Raw genomic sequence first — 16,118 nt, forward strand, 5'->3', positions numbered from 1 at the left:
ATTAGACACCCCTTCACACCGAAGGGGTGTCTTTTCGTGCGCCGAAAAACACGAAGGACTCCTCATGCTAAAGAAGCTGCTCGAAGCCAACACCGGTGGCGGCCGTCGACGCGTCCCCCAGGTCTTCGCAGACTTCTGCGAGCTGACGGCCATCACGTTCCGGAACGCTGTCGACCTGCACAGGCACGACGCCCGCGAGTCTCGTCACGCGGAGATCCTCGCCAGCTACTCGGACGACGAAGTCGCCAGGTTCCCGCAGATGATCGCCGAGCTCATCCTCGAGTTCGAGAAGGGATTCGGCGACCACCTTGGCCACTTGTACATGTCCCTCGACCTCGGCAACGAGTCGTTGGGGCAGTACTTCACTCCCTACTCGGTCTCATCTTTGTTGGCCAAGATGACCATCGGAGAGCAGACAACGGCCCTCGATAACCAGCCCTTCATCACGCTCCACGAGCCGTCCTGCGGCAGCGGCGGCATGATCGTCGCATTCGCGGAGGCGATGGACTCGGTTGGACTCAACTACCAACGACGGGTCCATGTGACGGCCGTCGATCTGGACCAGACCGCGGTGCACATGACGTACGTCGCGCTCACGCTGCTGCACATGCCCGCCGTCGTCGTCCACGGCAACACCCTCACGCTCGAGGAGTTCGACGTCTGGCCTACGCCGGCGCATGTTCTCGGCAGCTGGGAAACCAAGCTCCGGACCCACAGGTCCACCCAACGCGCTGGAGAGACGCCGACCTCGGCAGCGTCTTCAGCCGCCGAAGCACCCCCTGCACCCATGACTGACGACCCAGATCGGAGTGCCGCGTGAGCGAGACGAAGAGACCACCCATCCGCGGCAACTACGCCGCGACGAAGCTGAAGAACGACCTCGTACGCCTCGACCCCGAGCTGCAGGTCGAGCTGAAGAACGTCCGCATCAACGGCTCCCTCCAGGGATGCTCCGGATTCGTCACGAACCCTCGCACGGGCAAGATCGCCTACATCTGCACCGACCGCAACAACATGGCGACCACACGAGCGCTCTACCGCTCGGCCAAGCACACCAGGGACTTTACCGGTGGGACGAACCGATTCGCCACCTACGACGACCTCTCCCAGTCAGTCGTCGAGCTGCTGCGCAGCTGAGAAGGCTGTCACGCAGCACCCATCGAAGCATCCATCTCTACGAACGGAGGCTCCCCGTGAGCGAATTCTGGATCGGCCTGCTCATCATCCCCGGGCTCGCAATCATCGCGCTGCTCCTGTGGATGGCTCTGTCGCTCGCAAGCTGGATGTGGAAGCGCCTGCATTGGGCGATGCTGCGGCGCGTCGATGTCGATCGCAACCTCTACACGCTGCGCTTCGGCGCCTCGGCCGATGCGCCGGAGAAGCCCGAGTACCTCGACGCCGCCAACCGCTTCCGAGATGCACTGCTCGACACCCCCCGTTTCCACACCCTGGCCGGCCTCGGGTGGATGGTGCTCATCGTCCGAGAGCAGCGCCGAGACCCCAAGAACGGACCACGCCCATGACCAGCTCTCCCCGCCACGTCAGCGACCGCCTGCGCGACATCGTCAGCGACCACGGGAGTGGTGGGCTCTCCGCGGACGAGATCGCAACGATCAAATCGTCCGCCGAGGCGCTCGTCACTCTCGCCGGCGATCGCGATCGCGCCCAGCGAACCGTCACTGACGCTCTCGAGGCCATGCCCGTCCACGGAAAACTCTTCCCCCGCCGCGGAGCATTCTTCGCCGCCGCCGACGTCGACAAGGTCAGAGCCATCCTGATTGCGCACGATTCCGCGTCAGAGCCTCTGGATACGATGGTCGCGGACGACGGACCGACGTGCGTGCAGTGCGGCCATCCCTGGTCCGAACACCGCAACGTCGTCGGATGTCTCCACACGGCCTGCGCCTGCAGCACCGATGCCGACGAGTCGACCTACGCTTGGCTCGCCGGCGAGTTCAACGCCTCCCCGCGTCCACTGAAAGGGTCAGCGTCATGAGTACCAACACAGACCGAACGATCCACGGATGGACGGCTGACGGCAGCGAGATCGTCCGATACGACCGCTCAGGCAAGTGGTACATCGAACCCCTCCCCGCCGCACCGGGGAAACGGCTGCAGGTGTCCCTCGCCGACGCCGTCGCCGCTGCTCTCCTCGGGAAGCACGCGCTGGGACGTCCCGGTGGATCAATGTTCGACGCCAAGATCCGCAAGCAGCTGGACACAACCCGATGAAGCGCCAGACGCATCTTCGGCGCCTGCCGATCGCCACGATGGCCGGTCGGGGCAACTCTTTCTACGCGCGATGGGGCCGCCTCGAGGTCACGCCCGGTTACATCGCGATGTTCACTCGGCGGATCCACGTCACCCTGACCGTGGACCGACCCGGACTCTCCGACGCAGCACGACGGCGGTTGGCCTTCGCGTCGTTCTGCACGTCGTTCACAGCACTCTCCATCATGACCGCCCTCGCCATGATGGTCGGATATTTCGGTGGTATCTGGCTTGGTGCATTCGTAGTGGCCGTCTTCGTCGCGTTCTGGGCAGCGGGCGCGCTGCCCGTGTGGCACCTCATGGGTCAGAGCCGGCGGATCCGCGTCGTGGTCATTCCGCCTGGTGTCTTCAGTGGCGACGGAGACGCGTTCGCACGCCTCGCTGCCGATCTCGACGCGCTTGACGAGCGGACGGACCTCGACACGATCGGGTACGAAGTCGAGTGCTGGAGGATCTACAACGAGCTACCTGAGCGTCGCTGAGGTGGACACTCTCCGGGCGGCTCGCCGGACGACCACTGGACAGGTCGAGCTCCATCCCGGGACTCAGGAAGGACGTCAGATGACACCTGGCAGCAACGAAGAGAGCGACCGCGTCGAGCACTTTCGTGTCGACGTCGAGACGTACCGACGCCTGAACCCATCGGCACCCTACGAGGTGGCTTCGCAGGCCGTCATGGACCTCACCTACCCCCAGCTCAAGAGCATGCGCGCGGAGCAACCGACAAGAACATCGCGCTGATCACTTCAGCCTGAGCTACGACGCGTCTCATCCAGGCGGGTCGAGCAATGACTCACGACCGTAAGTCCATCCAGCGTTTGCGGCCGATCAGCCGCGCGCCAACGAACGGAGAACCACCATGCGACCCGAACTCAAGACCGGCGTCAACGTCGACCCCGTGAACGTCAACGCCGGCCTCCGGATGGCCGCCACCCTCGGATACAGCGACAGCCAGGCCCAGATGGTGGCCGAACACTCGCTCCTCCGTTGGAAGCGCGGCGAGGAAGAGAGCGGCGAGAAGCTGTGGCTCAGCGAGTACCCGCGCGATCTCACCTCGTGGAAGGCGATCCTCGCCGCGGCGATCGTCACGCCTGAGCCGAGGTCCGCAGACCTCATCACCTGCACGGGCGCCGCATCCTGCATCGCTCCCCTGCACATCCACGGCTGCTTCGCCGACGTCGAGCAGGGAAGCTGCAACCTGGCTTCTGAGCACGTGAGCGTTGCTCCGGCAGAACAGGCATGATCACTGGGAGGATGGGGAGATGGCCAAGCGAACCGTAGTCACGCTCGTCGACGACATCGACGGAACAGAGATCGCACCTGGAGCCGGCGACACCGTCCGCTTCGGTATCGACGGCCGCAACTTCGAAATCGACCTCCGTGAGGAAACCGCCGCGGAGCTGCGCGAGCAGCTGCGCCCATTCGTTGAGGCCGGCCGCCGCGTCGTCATCCCGCGTACCCGCCGACGCCGCCCCTAGCCAGCGCTCGTTACCCGCGGTTACCGCCGCGTCCCACTGGGACGTTAAGCGACGCGCACCGATAGAACCGTCCGCTCGGTCCCGGCAAGATCCATCAGGCGAGCAAGTGCCGCACTGTAGTCCGGACCCTCTGCCTCGAGCATTTCAACGACCACCGAGCGGAACGACGCCGTGCCGACCAGGAGCCCGTCAACTCGACCCCTCCCGCGAACCTGCACCAGCTGGTGTCCGACCGGAGTCAGGGCGACCACATCCGCGCGGAGCGCTTCGACGTCCTCGCCCGAGACCTCGATGTCGACAACTGAGCGAGCACGAACCGGAGCTACAACCTTCACGCACCTAGCCTACGAGTTGTCGGTCTCGTTCGGATCCATGGCCAGCTGACCGGCTCGCCCGATCGAGGCCCGCACCTCCTCAGCTGTCCAGATATCGGACCGCCACCGGGAGAGGGCTCCGCCCAGCACGCCAAGAGCTTGCATCTGGCGCTTGCTGTCGAGAGAGCCTCGAATCTGATCGTAAGAACGGAGGGCGTCGAGCATGATCTCTTGATCCCCCCGGCGGGCGCGTACCTGAGCAACCTCCAGCAACATCATCATCGTGAGATGGTCGGCCTCCGGCGGTTCCTCTTGCGGCGATGTATGCGACGCCATGTTCACGAAGTGATCGATCTTCGCATTGTGGGCACGCTTGATCTCAGTGGCCTGCGACGGGAGGTGCTGGAGGATCGCGACCACGGCATCATCGAGCGTGAGCGTGTACTGCTGGCGCCTCTGCCAGCGGAATCCGAGCCAAATACCGAGAACACCCAATGCGCCACCGAGCCCGGTCGCTATGAGAGTGGCGAAGAAGCTGTTCCAGTTCCAGGAACCGATCGCTTCTGTGACGGTGCTGATCTGGCAGGCGATGAGATCCGGATCACACGGGCTCATGCGTGAACCACTGAGAACGTCTCACGATTCATCTTCGGAATCCCCCGATGTCGAGATACGCAAGCAAGGATGTCAAGACATGTTCTGGCACAAATCTATCCTTGCAGGTCAACGCCGAGCGGAACGGTCTCATTCAGGTGGCCCCGTCGACGCTGCACAACGATACGGCTCGATGTGGGGTATCGACACGACGACTCCGCCAGTGGTGCGTTCGCAAACGATCGCGAGGCGCTCTGCAGCCACAGTTCGCAGAACAACTCGGGTACGCCGATTCGCGATAGCGTTCCTCGCATGGAAGAGCAGTCGGAGGCGTCTGTGGCGATGGCGATGAGCGAACTCGGGCACGCTGCCATTCGAGATGCGTACAGAGCGGTGTTCCGCGCGGAACAGACTGTCGAGCGTGTCATGCAGGATGCGGTGCTTGCATGCGCTCAACAGTCCATGGTGGCCGGGGACATCTCGAGGCGTCTCCAGCTCCCTCGATCCACCGTCCGCCGCATACTCAGAACAAGCGAAGCCGAGAGACACCACCACCAGGCAGTGGAAGGGCCTGCAGCAGCAATCTGGTCAGCACTCGGCGTCCCGACTGTCTTCGAGACACGATCGAATCGGCGTAGTCGATCCCAACGCCTCACCGCACGGCGTGAACGCCGTTCTCGGGTCCAAGGAATGCGGGCGGCCCTACCTGAGATGTGGGGCGCCAAAGCGACGATCTCGTTTGAAACGGAACAGGGAGAGATTGCAGCGGTCCGAGTTTTCTGGGTGAGCCCCCAGCTGGACGATGCGGAGGCTCTCGACGACGCGATCCGGTCTTTCGAGCTCGGGTATGTGGGTCTGGGCTGGGAGTCGACCCTCGACATGGCTAACCGCTGCGTCACCTTTAGGCGGCCGCAGGTGGGACCGTCGCTCGCGCCAAACGCCACGGCCTAACCGGCGATCCGGTGGGCACGCGTGGCTTCAATGTCACCGATACCGCCGAATCTTGATCCTAAGCTCGGCGAGCGAGTCTTGCGCCTCATCCCGAGTGATCTCCCCCGAGCGCCAATCACCCAGGCTGTTTCTGACACCGTTCAGCAAAATAGCGCGGAGGAAGGGAACGTCGACTTGGTCGATCAACCGGACAGACGTCCTCGCGAACGAGATCACAGCTCGGTCGCGCGGCCTCGCGTACACCTCTGAAATCTGAAGACGCGAATCGATCTCAGCAAACGCGGAACGACTAGCCACGCCAAGCTTGCCGCGCATGCCACCCTCGTTCCGAGAGGCGTATCTGGTGAAAACCAACTCGTGGTGATTCAGAAACTGCTCGAGAATTCCTATGACGTGCCCGTCCAGTCTCTCCCGATACCGGCGACGCTCTTGCAACCAGAATCCGAGCCAGACTGCCGCAAGGCCAATGACTCCACCAATTGTGGTGGCGATAACGGTGGCGAAGAAGCTGTTCCAGTTCCAGGACCCAATCGCTTCTGTGACGGTGCTGATCTGGCATGCGATGAGCTCCGGATTACACATACTCACGACAGTGGCTCAATCAGCTGGGGACCCTTGTTGCGAACGTTGTTGACGTCCCTCGAAACCTCGTAGTGCTCTAGGTCGTGCGCCACGGCGAAGCTCTCCCTGTCCAACAGCTGCAGCAGTTCCTCCGGGCCCAGGTGGTCACCGAGCCAGTCGTCGTACCCATCAGGGGTGAAGCAGGCCGGCATCCGGTCGTGCACTTCATCCGCGACCACGTATCTCCCGCACATGCGCTCAGCCTAGGTCCAGCTTCAACCGGCCCGCCAGCGTCGTGCGCGAACACCCCCACTGCCCTTGAACGAACCTGTCGCCGAACGGACCCTTCATGACCCATCGCAAACCCATCGCAGACAGCTGCACGGGATCAATCCTCTGCCCCGTTGATGGACATACCACCGCGAAAACACGCGGGAGAGTTACGACGTTCGCGCACACACCGCTGACGACCGGTCAGCGGAAGACCATCAGGGAGCGTCGGGCCGCCGAGCGCGTCGCTGCTCAGACCAAGCCTGAACCGAACCCCACAGACTCTGAAGGCGTCCCATCGTGACGATCCTCACCATGACGAAGCTGAAGAACGCGATCGTCAAGATCATCCCCGACCTGGAGATCGAGCTCCGGAACCTCCGCCTGAACGGATCCTTCGAAGGATGCTCAGGCTTCGTCACGAGTCCCGTGACGGGCAAGGTCGCATACGTCAGCACCGACACCCACCTCAGCGAGGCGAGTACGGCGATGTACCGCACGGCGACGATCAGCCGTGACTTCACGGGTGGCTTCAACCGCTTCACGGGATACGCCGAGCTCCCGCAACCCATCGTCGACCTCGTCCGGTAGCCAGACGGATCTCGACACCGCCCTTCCCTGCCTGACGTTCTCGGCCGGCGGAGCCCTCCGTTTCACTACCTGCGAGAAAGCGAACCCCGACATGACGGCAGTCACCCGAACCCGACCAGCGCCTGAGAACCCCTATGCGCGTATCTACGCGGAGTTCCTCGAACAGACGAAGGACCACGTCCTGACCGTCACGGTCGACGACGGCCTCAACCGCCAGATGCACGTTGGTGCACCCGGGACGAACATCTGGTCCTTCGGCGTCGTGACCTGGCCGAATTACCTGGTGACAGTCGGTGACATCGCCGATGGATTCGTCTTCTCTCGCATCAACGACATGCTCGACTTCTTCGACTGCCGTGGAAGCGAAGGCTACTACTCCGACGGGGCCAGCTGTATTGATGCTGCCTACTGGGCGCAGAAGCTCGTCGGATCGCGAGACGTCCGCCACTACAGCGAAGCCGCCTTCCTGGCCAGCGTCAAGGACCACCTGCGCGACCACGAGGACATCGGTGACGACGCGCAAGCCGAGTACGAGAAGATCGTCGCGATCGCCAGGACGGTGTGCGCGCGTAACGGCGTCGACTTCGAGGAGTACCTGACTGAGCTGCGCTCATCGGGAGCCGCTCCGAACCTCGAACTCGCGGCAGATGCTGAAGAACTCGAGTACTTCGGCCTGCCAATCCCCGAGCAGACCCCTGCCTCCCGAGCTGCGAGCATCCTCGCGGACGCAGCCTTCCACCGCGACACGGAGCAGGAGGCGAGGGACTGGCTGAGCGACTCCGAAGGCGTAGAGCTGTTCGGTCCAGACACCTGGGAGTGGGACCTTCGCGAACTCGACGTCCACTTCCTCTACACCTGCTTCGCTTTGGAGCTGACGGTGCGCCTCTGGCGGGAGTACGAGACGACGCCGGCCGCCGTCGAGCGACGCGACCCGAGTCGGGCATACGTGCTCGTCGAGGGAGGTGTCGTGCAGAACGCCCCACTCCTGCCGGTGTACGACATGGACCTTCTCAAGGAGCAGGACTCGGTCGAGGCCGCGCATGAAGCGCTCGAGTTGTACGAGCGAATCATCAAGCACTCCGAGGCGAAGCAGTCCCTTCCGCGTGAGCTGAAGGATCTCGCCGCCATGGTCCGCGCCGGCGGCTGCGCTGAAGACGTCCAGGCCCTGAACAAGTACGAATCGACGAAGACGAAAGGACGCGCAGCATGACGAACACACTCCCCCAGCTCGAGCTGGACGAGGTCCGAGCGCTCGTCGACTTCGCCGAGCGCGGGTACACGCGCGAGCTCGGCGCCATCGACGTGCGACACGCGTACAGCGATGCCGAGCTGACCCAGATGCGTGAACGGTTCAGCCACGTCCAAAGTGGCATAGGCGCGCTGCGGTCCTGGCTCAATGAGCCGAGTCCAGACGTGATGCCTCAGCGGCCGGCTACCCACATCCCGATCGCGCTCCAGAGGACGATGGGCAGCGTGATCGGTCACGATGACTACGCTGCCTACGTGCTCGACGGGCAGCGTGCGACTGAGGCGCCCGGGGGTGATGACTGGCACGACGTCGTCGCTCTTGTTTCGACGGAGCGCTCCGCGATGATCCTGAAGTTCACGCAGGGTCCTGACCAGACGGTCGAGCATCGCGTTCTCGCCGAGGGTGTCTCGCTGTGACGGGTCGAGACAAGGAGGTCCCTGTCGTGGTGGAGCAGGATCCTCACGACGGAACAGTCGAGACCCACCCGGCTTTCGGTGTCGCGTCGGCGAGCCGAAGCCACGGCACCGGTCGGGTGCTGTTCCAGAGCGACCTCCTCCATCAGGAGTCGGTGACGCTCACGATCTCGACGGCCTCCCGACACCGCCGCCTCGGTGGTGACAGCACGTTCCCGCGCACATCTCTCGTCGAAGTCGAGATGAGTCTTGCCCAGTGGGGAGCACTCGTGTCGTCCGTTGGGATCGGAACGGGTGTCCCCGTGACGATCCGCAGGACTGAGACGACCCCGTTCGTCGCCCGGCTGCGGTACGCGCCGAGGATCCAAGCCAGCTTGGACGAAGTGTCGGGGACGGTCAGCAATCTCCTCGAGCGAGCAAGGGAGACCCTCGCTCAGCTCGAAGAGGCCATCGAGGGCAAGCGCGGCGTTCGAGCAATTCGCGACGCTCTGAGGACCCACAGTTCCTCGATCGAGGCCGCCCCGTCGAACGCCGAGTTCGCGGTGAAGTCCATGAAGAGGGCCGCGGAGACCATCACCGGTCAGGCGCGAGCCGACATCGAAGCGCAGATCCTCGCCGCGAGCCAGGCCACAGGCCTTGGTGCATCAGTCGCACTGCCAGGGATCGACATGCCCCACGGGCAAATGCTCCAGGACGGCTCCCCGGCCGCCGACGCTCCAGCCGACTTCGTCTGAGCTCGGCCCTGCTGGCACGGGGGTGGTAACCCCACTCCCGTGCCAGCGCTCGAACGACCCCGCACACCCAGCATCTGGTGACACTTCCAACAAGCATTCCGACGCTGCCACGCTGCACACCGACTGAGCCCAGGAGGCACGGCATGACTAGTCCCGCACCAACCGCAGTAGCGGTTGCCCCCATCAACCATCTCGCACTCCCCTTGCAGTACCCGCTCGCGCGCATCTCAGATCTGAGCCCGGACGCTCGATCGATCCATCGAGTCGTGCGCCGGCGCTGGAGCCCGGTGCTCGACCGCGACGTGTTCGAATTGCGGAGCGGCATCCGCCACGTGAGCCGGGAGGAAGCCGCGGTCTTCACCCCGACGCCTCGGATGATGACGGCCATCCGCGAACTCGAATCACAGCGCCTGGCTTACTACTCCTCCGAGTACGGCCACCAGCTGAACGTTGTTCCCGTCTCGAAGTGTTACACCTACGCCCAAGGGCGCGGTTCCCAGTTCATCGAAGTGCACCTCGTGGGTGAGCATCAGAACGACTCATCGCTCCTCGCCGTCATCATCGGTGGTGAGCTCGAGACCCGGGAGAGTCCAGGCGGCGCCCACGAAACCGTGATCAGAGCTCGCCACGAGAACGCCACGGATGTCGAGCACGACTCGAGCTCGACGGCGATCCTGTCCATGCGGAACATGTCGCAACCTCGGTTCCCCAACGACGGTCAGATGGAGTTCACGGCGGCGCTGACCTCGGCTCTGCTGTACCCGATCGATGTCGACCCGCTCCTCGCCGACGACGGCTCCAGCCGGCCGGGTGCGAGCTGCACAGACTGTGACACCCCTCACCCCTTCGCGCCATACGCGCCACCGGCCGTCGACGGCCTCCCTGGAACGCGTCTGGTATCAGTCCGCGCACGACCGATGAGGTCCTACCTCGTGGCCGAGCCTCCTGCGCACCGAGCGCCAGACCAGCCCATCAACTCCGAAAGCGAGATCGCATGACCGCCCAGATGCTCGACTACTGTCTGCCGATGCAGCGCTCCGTCGCCCTCTTCCATGACCGGTTCGAACACCCCAATAGCATCGGTTCCCCCCCGCCCGTTGCCCGCAGATCGCATCGCTCTGCGTCTCTCCCTCATCCGTGAGGAAGGTATCGAGGAGTTGCGGGACGCGCTGCAGCGAAACAGCACACCGCTGGTCATCGATGCGCTGATCGACACGGTCTACGTGTCGTTGGGCACCCTCGTCGAGATGGGTGCCGAAGCAGACCCGGAGCTGTTGCGCGTTGCCGTGCAGACCCCGAACCCGGAACGGCCGCTGCGCGTGCTCGCTTCCCGCTATCTCGCCGCGAACGACGGCCGCCTGCGAAGTCTCAAGCAGGACCTCCATGCGCAGAACGAGCGTGTCGCGGCGTACTCGCTCAACGTGATCGCCGGACGCGCCATCCAGGTCCTCAACCAGGCCGGAATCGATGCCACCCCCTTCTTCGACGAGATCCACCGCGCGAACATGTCGAAGCTCGGTGCCGACGGCCTCCCCGTCCGCTCCCGCGGGTGGGAGCTCGACAACGCTCCTGCCGGGAAGTCGCTGAAGGGGCCAAACTACGTCGCGCCGGACGTCGCCGGCGTCTATTTCCAGCTGTACCCCGACATGACGCACTAGTACCCCACCCTCGCCCGAGTGGTTGCGCGGCCCCAGGCCGGCGCAACCACTCGGGTCTTCCTCACAGGAGCCCTTCATGCCCGATCACTCGCTGCAGACTCAGATCCTCACCCGCCGGCAGTACATGCACGACCGCGTCGTGTCCCACGAGGACTACTACCGTCAGTTCGTCACCGCCGACACCATCCGGGTCGTCGACCAGGTCTTCAGTCTCGAGCGCCTCACCGCCGCCCTCGAAAACGATCGCAACCTCAACAGCATCCCGCTCGCAGACTGGGATGCCGCGACCTTCGTCGAACTGCGGGCCTGGCCAGGTGACACTCGCTTCCGTGCCACCCTGCCGTTCAACCGTTCGGTCGCCGCCGGCGCTGGGGAGAGCATCACTCGAGCCACCATCACCTGCATCGCGAAGTGCGCAGCGAAGCTTCTGGTTCTCCAACGACACACGCACCTCGCGCCCGCATGAGCGCTGGACACGCTCACCCATCAACCTCAGAATCGGACACCAGACGCATGAACTCCCAACAGGCCCCTGTAGTCGACGAACTCACGACTGCTCGCGACGCCGTCGTCGAAGCCGTTCGAACGTATCGCCTCCGCGTCGAGGCAGTGGGCTCGATCGAGGGGGTACCGATCGGCTCCACGACCGCGGACGGACCATACTCGCAGCGATACCGCATGGGCGACCATGACGTGCGGCGGCTCATGCGAGAGGACCCGGTGCTCGCGGCCGCGGCCGATGCCGACCGGCCGGTGCTCGAGCAGCTGCTGCTCAGCTCCTCGCCTCACTGGGAGGATCGCGTCCGAGCTGCGGCATTGGAGCGGCACCTGAGATCGTCAATCAGGCTCCCCGACGGCTTCCCGTGCATCTACGAGCCCGCTGACTCACCTCGCAACGCCGGCCTTCTCCGCCCTCGGGACGAGGTCTGGGTGGCATCGCCCGACGTGAACATGCTCAATGAGCTGCTTCCGCTGTACCAGGAGCTCTGGACCGCCTACGAGGACCAGTGGCCCCATTCGCCGAACCGGGTCTTCGTCGTCGGCCGGCTCGACGGTGTCTCACCGACGAGCGTGTACCGACCCGGCACCACTCCGGGAACCATCCTGGGCGACACGATGCTCACGCACTCAGACATGTATCGGAGAGCGCCAGCCCATCTCAAGCACCACCACCCGCTTCACGATCAGTGGGCTGCTGCGAGGAGCGCCAGCGGGTCCACCTCCGAACCCTGAACAGGAGATCAACGTGACACAGACCACGAACGAGCCCTCGCAGATCGAGACCACGGTCCTGGACGCGAGAGTTCAGCTCACCGTCGCTCCGAGGACAGGTCAATCCCTCGAGGATGCGGCGGCCGAGATGCTCCGCCTCTTCACGGATTACGTCAGCCGGCCCGACAGCGCCTTCCTCCAGGACTATGGTGCGAACCTCCTTGCGATCACACGACACCGAGCAGACCCGTCGAACCCAGCGCCGTCCTGGGGCGGCTACGAGGGCCCGTTCGTCATCAGGTCAGGCGTCAGCGTCAGTGCTGGCTGAGCGCACCGCACACCGAGAAGCCCCGAGGGATCACTCCCTCGGGGCTTCGTCTTTCCGCACGGCTGTGTCGCCAGAAGCGCCGCTACTCGCCCATGAGTTCGCGACGCGCTGCCTCGGCGGCGGCTTTCGCGGCTGCTTCGGCCGCTTCGGCCGCGCGTTGCTCGCGCCGTTCACGCCGCCGCTGCTGCGCGGGGGTCTCGTCGTTGATGCTGGGTCCGACCTTCCGGTAGACCTTGCGGTTCACCGCGCTCGTGGCGGAGAACTTCAAGACGGCGTAGTTGTTGACCTTGGTCGAGCCGTCCTGGTCCGCGAACTGGACGCGGTGACCCTTGTGGCCCTGCGCGTAGAAGCGACCGAAGCCTGTCAGCGTGACGGGAATACCCTCGCCGACGGAGGCGAGGATCTGCGCGATCATCTCCTCGTACAGCTTCGTTGCGACGCTGTAGGGGATCCCGGTCTCGTGGGCTACTCGGGCAAGAAGCTGCCGTTTGGCCAAGCGCGGAGCTCGGGCGTTCTCGTCTGTCGACTCACCGTCCTCGTTCTCCTCCGACTCGTCCACGATGTCGGGGACTCCCTCTGGGTCGGTTGCGTCAGCAACGCCTGTTTCGCGATCTGCGCTCTTCATCATTTGTCCTGTCTCCACCTGGTTCTGCTTGCTGTCAGTCGTGTGCGAGGCACCCCGGCCGAGCAATCCGGCTGGGGTGCCCCGGTGGCTGTGTTGCGCGAGTGAGCTAGTAGCCCATCTCGCGATCCGGTGACGACGCGGGTGCGTCGTTCTCGAAGAACCGGGTCCGTGTTTCGGTGAGCTCGACGCGCTCCTTGCGCCCATCACGCTCGGCGCGACGCTGGGCGTTGGCCTCGCCGGTCATCTGTGCGTTGATGGAGCGCTCGGCCATACCGATCATCGGAGCTGCAGACTGGGATGCCAGCCCCTTCGCCGTCAGACCGTTCCGTGCGCCTTCCATCTGCTCGTCAGATGCCGCCTTCATCTTGTTCCACCGTTCCCGGTCTTCGTTTGTCACGAAACCGAACATCGACGTTACCTCTGCCTCGCTGGGAAGCCCCGTAATGTCCATGTTGTACCCCTTCCTAAATGGGTGTTTACCCTCGTACGTGCGGTTGTAAAGCAGTTTCTAGGGCGGTCTCACCCGTGATCCTAGTGGGTGGACAATTGATCACCCCAGGTTGAAGTCCACATCCTGAAGAGGTGTAGCGTCATCCCTACCCAAGCCGGTGAAGCCGCCGGTCTCCACCTCGTTGTAGTGCTGGTTTACGAGCGCACGACGGACTCTCGACGCGGTGCCTGTCAGGGCGACCGTTTGGTCGTATGCGGCGGCTGAGGAGACCTTCCCTGCCCCTCCTGTGATGGCCTCCTGCGCTTGCTGCTGCGCCGAAGCTGAACCGGCAACGTCCAGTTCGCGGCCAGCCGCCCGCTCTGGCGCCGACGTGATCGCGCGCCGGTTGGCACCCGCTCCAAGCTGTCCGATGTCCCCCACCAACTCGCCGTCGATGATGCCGTCAACCGGGAGAGCGTCCTCCACGTCGCCGGCGTACACCATCTCCTCCACCGCCCCTCGAGTTCGTGCCCGTTCGGGCGAGGGGTCCTGCCTCGTGCCCGCCGCACCTGCCGGACGAGCGCTCGGCCGCCGCGGGGCTCCGCTCGTCGACGGACCTGGCGATCGCGGGGTGGCGCGCGCTGCTTGCGGAGCTCCGTTCGTGCCGGATCCGCTGGCCGCTTGTGCGCCGAGGTCGTTGTACCGACGGATCGCTTCGGCAACGTCCTCGCGCCAGTTCTCCCCGTACTGAGCGGCCCATTGAGCACCCATCTCGGGGTTCAATCGATGAGTGGTCTCAACGGCGTCCACGTACGCGGCCGTGTACGCGAAACGCTGCTCCTCACCCGACAGGCCATCGTCCGACATCGACGCGAACATCGTTCGCGCCTTCGAGAAGCGCGTGCGCGTGGCCGGGTCCTCGAGCTGGTCGACGACGTCAGGGTACTTTGACGCCGACGACGCCACGACGTACTGGGAAAGGGCGTCATTCAGCTCGCCGACGGAGGTCGCTGTGGCCATCTCGGCCGCGAGCGTCTCTGCGATGAGCACCCGGTGTTCGCTGATGCTCGCGGGCGGCCGAAGACGGAACGACCCCGACGAAATAGTCCGCCCCTCGTAGGAGTCGACGAAGTCACCAGTCCACACGGTCGCGCGCTCGACACCTCCTTCGAGGAACACCTCCCTGGGCTCGCTCTTGGCGAATCGACCGTGACCGAGCTCGCTGAAGACACTCGCGAGCTGCGGCTCTCGTGCCACCCGCTGACCGACGATCACGCGCATCGAACGGGACACGTCCTCGCGGCGGATCCCGTCGTCGTCGACGTACTCGTAGAGGGCTGAAAGTGCCGAGTCGTAGCGGTCACGCACGGACGATGGATCCACGCCCGGTCGACGCATGTCGGCGTAGGCGGCTTCGGCCAGGGCAACCTCGGTCATGGCTGCGCTCTCGGCCGTGAACGGTAGGCGGTGGCCACGTTCGGCGAAGGCGATCTTGTCCAGGCGACGTTGCCACTTCGACGACAGCTGGTCGGCACGACCCTTGCTCGCGAGCTTGTCCAGCTTGCCGAGCGCCTTCCCGTCCTTCTTGTCACCCCTGTTGGCGATGCGCTCACGAATTACGTCGCCCATCTGATCGGCGAAGGACCCGAGCTGGGTGCGGAAGTTGGGCGAGAGCATCCACATCGACGCACCCATACCGAGGACCGATGCCACCGTCTGTGTGCTGATGCCCTGCTGGAGCGGTTGGACGCACTGGAGCACCATCATGGACGCGTATACCTGATGCATACCGCTCAGCTGCTTACGCTGCGTCTGCTTGGTCTCAGCAACACCCAGGATGCCCGACTGCACGAGGCTCGCCATGTACTGCTCGCCGGCGCGCGCGGTGTCGAGCTTCAGTCGTGTGAGCGGATCAGCGCGGGCCTCTCGTTCGAGCTTCGCGCGGTCAGCGCGGGCCTGCTTCTCCTCGGCAGCCTGTGCCCTGGTCGCCTGGTGCTGTTCGTCGCGACGGGCCCGCCCATCCTGTCGCTCACGCACGCGTTCGCCTGAACGGCCGGCTGCATCACGGACGGCGTCTGCCGGTTGGGTGAAGAGCGTGTCCCGCACTCCGTTGTCGCGAATACTGCGTGCCGCGCGAGTGGCCGAACGGGCGCCCTGAGAGAAGCTCGTTCGCACGCGGTCACCGAGTGCTGGGCTCGGCTCGATTACTTCCGCATCGAGAACATCGTCACCGTGAGAAGCGCCTTCCGGCGCCACTTCGGCATCGTAGATCGGGATGTTCAACTTGCGACTCTGGTCTGCCATCAGCATGCCTCCATACGCCTCAGTCGACGCCGTGCCGACGTTCGCAGTTTACTGGTTTATCAGTCAATACTGCGAATTTTCGGCCTCGGGCTGAACGCACAAGAACCCCCTGTCACCTCGACAGGGGGTTCTTGC

26 protein-coding genes are annotated in these 16,118 nt (G+C 64.4%); 19 read left to right on the forward strand and 7 right to left on the reverse strand.

The window, feature by feature from the left end; genetic code table 11:
* The first annotated feature begins 64 nt into the window (after positions 1-64).
* The 8 genes from B9Y95_RS18920 to B9Y95_RS18960 all read left to right on the forward strand — a co-directional run bounded on the left by B9Y95_RS18920 (position 65) and on the right by B9Y95_RS18960 (position 3,749).
* Positions 65-820: an N-6 DNA methylase gene (locus tag B9Y95_RS18920; RefSeq protein WP_085514211.1), complete on the forward strand. Its 756-nt coding sequence runs from the start codon at positions 65-67 to the stop codon at positions 818-820.
* Positions 817-1,137: a hypothetical protein gene (locus B9Y95_RS18925; protein ID WP_085514212.1), complete on the forward strand. Its 321-nt coding sequence runs from the start codon at positions 817-819 to the stop codon at positions 1,135-1,137. The genes B9Y95_RS18920 and B9Y95_RS18925 overlap by 4 nt, the downstream gene beginning before the upstream one ends.
* A gap of 56 nt (positions 1,138-1,193) precedes the next feature.
* Positions 1,194-1,523, forward strand: a complete 330-nt coding sequence (locus B9Y95_RS18930; protein ID WP_085514213.1) for a hypothetical protein — start codon at positions 1,194-1,196, stop codon at positions 1,521-1,523.
* Positions 1,520-1,996, forward strand: coding sequence for a hypothetical protein (locus B9Y95_RS18935; RefSeq protein WP_085514214.1), 477 nt, complete (start codon positions 1,520-1,522; stop codon positions 1,994-1,996). Before B9Y95_RS18930 ends, B9Y95_RS18935 begins: the two co-directional genes overlap by 4 nt.
* On the forward strand, positions 1,993-2,232 hold the full coding sequence (locus tag B9Y95_RS18940; protein ID WP_085514215.1) for a hypothetical protein: 240 nt from the start codon (positions 1,993-1,995) through the stop codon (positions 2,230-2,232). The genes B9Y95_RS18935 and B9Y95_RS18940 overlap by 4 nt, the downstream gene beginning before the upstream one ends.
* Positions 2,229-2,753, forward strand: a complete 525-nt coding sequence (locus B9Y95_RS18945; RefSeq protein WP_085514216.1) for a DUF6611 family protein — start codon at positions 2,229-2,231, stop codon at positions 2,751-2,753. Before B9Y95_RS18940 ends, B9Y95_RS18945 begins: the two co-directional genes overlap by 4 nt.
* A gap of 377 nt (positions 2,754-3,130) precedes the next feature.
* Positions 3,131-3,514: a hypothetical protein gene (locus tag B9Y95_RS18955; protein WP_085514218.1), complete on the forward strand. Its 384-nt coding sequence runs from the start codon at positions 3,131-3,133 to the stop codon at positions 3,512-3,514.
* Positions 3,515-3,533: 19 nt separating this feature from the next.
* Entirely contained in the window at positions 3,534-3,749 is a 216-nt protein-coding gene (locus tag B9Y95_RS18960) for a histone-like nucleoid-structuring protein Lsr2 (protein WP_085514219.1), read from the forward strand.
* Between the two features lie 44 nt (positions 3,750-3,793).
* On the opposite strand, the gene B9Y95_RS18965 is transcribed toward B9Y95_RS18960, so the two are convergent.
* Both B9Y95_RS18965 and B9Y95_RS18970 read right to left on the reverse strand, forming a co-directional pair.
* The gene (locus B9Y95_RS18965; protein ID WP_085514220.1) at positions 3,794-4,084 is read right to left on the reverse strand and encodes a hypothetical protein; all 291 of its coding nucleotides are present in this window, start codon (positions 4,082-4,084) and stop codon (positions 3,794-3,796) included.
* 9 nt (positions 4,085-4,093) lie between these two features.
* Positions 4,094-4,678 (reverse strand): hypothetical protein, encoded by a 585-nt coding sequence (locus tag B9Y95_RS18970; RefSeq protein ID WP_085514221.1) that lies wholly within the window; start codon positions 4,676-4,678, stop codon positions 4,094-4,096.
* Positions 4,679-4,969: 291 nt separating this feature from the next.
* Here B9Y95_RS18970 and B9Y95_RS20550 point away from each other — a divergent pair, with 291 nt between their 5' ends.
* Complete coding sequence (locus tag B9Y95_RS20550; protein ID WP_159453464.1) at positions 4,970-5,608, forward strand: helix-turn-helix domain-containing protein; 639 nt, start codon at positions 4,970-4,972, stop codon at positions 5,606-5,608.
* Between the two features lie 33 nt (positions 5,609-5,641).
* On the opposite strand, the gene B9Y95_RS18980 is transcribed toward B9Y95_RS20550, so the two are convergent.
* Entirely contained in the window at positions 5,642-6,190 is a 549-nt protein-coding gene (locus B9Y95_RS18980; protein WP_085514223.1) for a hypothetical protein, read from the reverse strand.
* Between the two features lie 2 nt (positions 6,191-6,192).
* A complete protein-coding gene (locus B9Y95_RS18985; protein WP_085514224.1) occupies positions 6,193-6,423 on the reverse strand; it encodes an SOS response-associated peptidase family protein in 231 nt (76 codons plus the stop codon).
* A 316-nt stretch (positions 6,424-6,739) separates the two neighbouring features.
* On the opposite strand from B9Y95_RS18985, the gene B9Y95_RS18990 reads away from it, so the two are divergent.
* From B9Y95_RS18990 to B9Y95_RS19030, 9 genes are all read left to right on the forward strand, one after another.
* Entirely contained in the window at positions 6,740-7,030 is a 291-nt protein-coding gene (locus B9Y95_RS18990) for a hypothetical protein (protein ID WP_085514225.1), read from the forward strand.
* A 91-nt stretch (positions 7,031-7,121) separates the two neighbouring features.
* Positions 7,122-8,240 carry a hypothetical protein gene (locus B9Y95_RS18995; RefSeq protein WP_085514226.1) on the forward strand — a complete coding sequence of 373 codons (1,119 nt, stop codon included), beginning with the start codon at positions 7,122-7,124 and terminating at the stop codon, positions 8,238-8,240.
* Positions 8,237-8,695 (forward strand): hypothetical protein, encoded by a 459-nt coding sequence (locus tag B9Y95_RS19000; protein WP_085514227.1) that lies wholly within the window; start codon positions 8,237-8,239, stop codon positions 8,693-8,695. The genes B9Y95_RS18995 and B9Y95_RS19000 overlap by 4 nt, the downstream gene beginning before the upstream one ends.
* 26 nt (positions 8,696-8,721) lie before the next feature.
* Positions 8,722-9,426 carry a hypothetical protein gene (locus B9Y95_RS19005; protein ID WP_085514228.1) on the forward strand — a complete coding sequence of 235 codons (705 nt, stop codon included), beginning with the start codon at positions 8,722-8,724 and terminating at the stop codon, positions 9,424-9,426.
* 143 nt (positions 9,427-9,569) lie between these two features.
* Entirely contained in the window at positions 9,570-10,424 is an 855-nt protein-coding gene (locus B9Y95_RS19010) for a hypothetical protein (protein WP_143736589.1), read from the forward strand.
* A 99-nt stretch (positions 10,425-10,523) separates the two neighbouring features.
* The gene (locus tag B9Y95_RS19015; RefSeq protein WP_159453465.1) at positions 10,524-11,084 is read left to right on the forward strand and encodes a pyrophosphohydrolase domain-containing protein; all 561 of its coding nucleotides are present in this window, start codon (positions 10,524-10,526) and stop codon (positions 11,082-11,084) included.
* Positions 11,085-11,160: 76 nt separating this feature from the next.
* Positions 11,161-11,550, forward strand: a complete 390-nt coding sequence (locus tag B9Y95_RS19020) for a hypothetical protein (RefSeq protein ID WP_085514231.1) — start codon at positions 11,161-11,163, stop codon at positions 11,548-11,550.
* Between the two features lie 47 nt (positions 11,551-11,597).
* Positions 11,598-12,317: a hypothetical protein gene (locus B9Y95_RS19025; protein ID WP_085514232.1), complete on the forward strand. Its 720-nt coding sequence runs from the start codon at positions 11,598-11,600 to the stop codon at positions 12,315-12,317.
* Between the two features lie 13 nt (positions 12,318-12,330).
* Positions 12,331-12,624: a hypothetical protein gene (locus B9Y95_RS19030; RefSeq protein ID WP_085514233.1), complete on the forward strand. Its 294-nt coding sequence runs from the start codon at positions 12,331-12,333 to the stop codon at positions 12,622-12,624.
* Between the two features lie 82 nt (positions 12,625-12,706).
* Here B9Y95_RS19030 and B9Y95_RS19035 read toward each other — a convergent pair whose 3' ends face one another.
* The 3 genes from B9Y95_RS19035 to B9Y95_RS20560 form a co-directional block, all read right to left on the reverse strand.
* Positions 12,707-13,249, reverse strand: coding sequence for an HU family DNA-binding protein (locus B9Y95_RS19035; RefSeq protein WP_159453466.1), 543 nt, complete (start codon positions 13,247-13,249; stop codon positions 12,707-12,709).
* 106 nt (positions 13,250-13,355) lie between these two features.
* Positions 13,356-13,700 carry a hypothetical protein gene (locus B9Y95_RS20555; protein ID WP_143736590.1) on the reverse strand — a complete coding sequence of 115 codons (345 nt, stop codon included), beginning with the start codon at positions 13,698-13,700 and terminating at the stop codon, positions 13,356-13,358.
* A gap of 99 nt (positions 13,701-13,799) precedes the next feature.
* Positions 13,800-15,116 carry a hypothetical protein gene (locus tag B9Y95_RS20560; RefSeq protein ID WP_143736591.1) on the reverse strand — a complete coding sequence of 439 codons (1,317 nt, stop codon included), beginning with the start codon at positions 15,114-15,116 and terminating at the stop codon, positions 13,800-13,802.
* Between the two features lie 30 nt (positions 15,117-15,146).
* Here B9Y95_RS20560 and B9Y95_RS20565 point away from each other — a divergent pair, with 30 nt between their 5' ends.
* The gene (locus B9Y95_RS20565) at positions 15,147-15,728 is read left to right on the forward strand and encodes a hypothetical protein (RefSeq protein WP_143736592.1); all 582 of its coding nucleotides are present in this window, start codon (positions 15,147-15,149) and stop codon (positions 15,726-15,728) included.
* Positions 15,729-16,118: the final 390 nt, after the last annotated feature.

It is taken from the genome of Plantibacter flavus (assembly GCF_900177615.1).
Classification (GTDB): domain Bacteria; phylum Actinomycetota; class Actinomycetes; order Actinomycetales; family Microbacteriaceae; genus Plantibacter; species Plantibacter flavus.